The sequence below is a fragment of the Bacillus sp. AFS098217 genome, assembly GCF_002551815.1.
Classification (GTDB): domain Bacteria; phylum Bacillota; class Bacilli; order Bacillales; family Bacillaceae_G; genus Bacillus_A.
Genome location: NZ_NVPR01000039.1, coordinates 1 through 1,677, shown reverse-complemented (window position 1 = coordinate 1,677; position 1,677 = coordinate 1). Strand labels below are relative to the sequence as shown.

The following is a 1,677-nucleotide window of genomic DNA, read 5'->3' as shown; positions in this document are numbered from 1 at the left end:
GGTTCTGGTGCAAAAGCTTCAGGGAAATTGCAAATAATCTCTAAATGGGATACAGCCGAGATACGTGTAAAAATAGGTCATAGACTTACTTTTATTTCCATCTATGACCTATTTTATTTATAGAGGTATCGCTTCTTCTATTGGATGAGGAATCTTTTGTAAGTCAATTACATAATCACCGAATCGTTTTATATGTCTAGTGATATAAGGGTACCGCCAGCGAAACGGAAATAAACCACGCTAAGAATTTTTAAGTCGTTTTAGCACTAATTTAAATTAGTGTTGTATGCGAAATTGGATAACAATGTCTAAAACTTTATTATTCGAATCCTATACTAAGCTTTCTTCCCCCTCATTTTATGACAAAGAGACATGATAAGCCAAATAGCAGTTGGAAGTGCGATTGCTCCAATAATCATAGACGCTAACATGTTAACTGTACTGCCAGAGGCGTATAACAATATAAGAATAGCTATTAAGAAGAGAAGGGCTCGTATAGTTTTCAAAAGATTAGCTAAGCCTTTTTTTTCTTGTACCTTCCATTTGTTACTATATGTTGTGATTACAGTCCAAACTATTGGAAGTGCAGTGGCAGTGGAAATAACTGCTATTGTCAACAGTATGGATTGTAATGTACCAGAGCTTATCATTGCTCCAAACCATACGAGTACTGTTATTAAAACGAACGGAATGGCAAAATAATTCATAGAACGGGCTAAATTCCCATACTTTTCTACGGATGTGTCACGGTCACTATAAATTGGTTTTGTATTAGGTTGTGCTCGAAATAAATGAATGTTTCCTTGTGAGGCAATATGCGACCATCCAGAGAATGAAAAAAAGTCCAAGTATTCCTCTGCTTCACCCTCTTTTAATGAACGATAATCTACACTGTAGATATAATCTGAGCATTCTCCTTTTTCAAGCGTATACCCCATAAACTTAAAATCACTAACATGCCAACCCTTTAAAGAAAATCGGTGTAATTTTTCCATGTCCTTTTCCTCAGAAAAAGCTAACCCACCTGACGTAATATACTTTGTTTTTCTCATTCTTTAACCTCCTTCAATCCCGTTTCTGCTAATTGAATCATCAGTTTTCTTACCTTCACATCTTCTTCTAATACTTCTCTGCCCTTGTCAGTAAGCAGATATGTTTTACGCCTTGAATCCGAACCATCATTCAAATAAATCCATTCTTGTTTTAATAACTTTTTTATAATCGTGTACATGGAAGCAGGACCTATAGTAATTGCCCCTTTTGTTGTTTCTTCAATTAAGCTCATAATTGAGTAACCATGCCTTGGTTTCGTTAAAGCAGCCATAATATAAAACACTGAATCCGTTAATTGCTCAGTTTTTTTCAACCCATCACCTTCTATATCTCTTTAATATGTATCACAAAATGATATATCCAAAAATAATATATCATTTTGTGATACAATTGTCTAGAATTCTCTATGATTTTTGAACCAATTATCATACACCCTAATTATAAAATTGAAACGAAGTGTTTTCAGTAGCTAACTAATGGATAGTTAGGGTTAACCCATAATAGACAATTTACTTAATAAAAATAGACGAAGCAACAGAAACAATATTTATAAGCTCAATAAATTTCATTTGGAAATAAAAGTAAGACTATGACCTATTTTTACACGTATCTCGGCTGTACCCC

Annotated in this window: 2 protein-coding genes; both read right to left on the bottom strand. The window is 33.9% G+C overall.

Translation table 11 applies throughout. The annotated features are described in order from the left end of the window. Positions 1-335: 335 nt before the first annotated feature. Positions 336-1,052, bottom strand: a complete 717-nt coding sequence (locus COO03_RS11665) for a DUF2812 domain-containing protein (protein WP_097897351.1) — start codon at positions 1,050-1,052, stop codon at positions 336-338. Next, positions 1,049-1,366 (bottom strand): PadR family transcriptional regulator, encoded by a 318-nt coding sequence (locus tag COO03_RS11660; RefSeq protein WP_097897350.1) that lies wholly within the window; start codon positions 1,364-1,366, stop codon positions 1,049-1,051. Before COO03_RS11660 ends, COO03_RS11665 begins: the two co-directional genes overlap by 4 nt. Positions 1,367-1,677: the final 311 nt, after the last annotated feature.

What these genes read in the sequence shown, in the direction of transcription:
- COO03_RS11665 (WP_097897351.1), bottom strand. Translation starts at nt 1,052, where the DNA reads ATGAGAAAAACAAAGTATATTACGTCAGGTGGGTTAGCTTTTTCTGAG.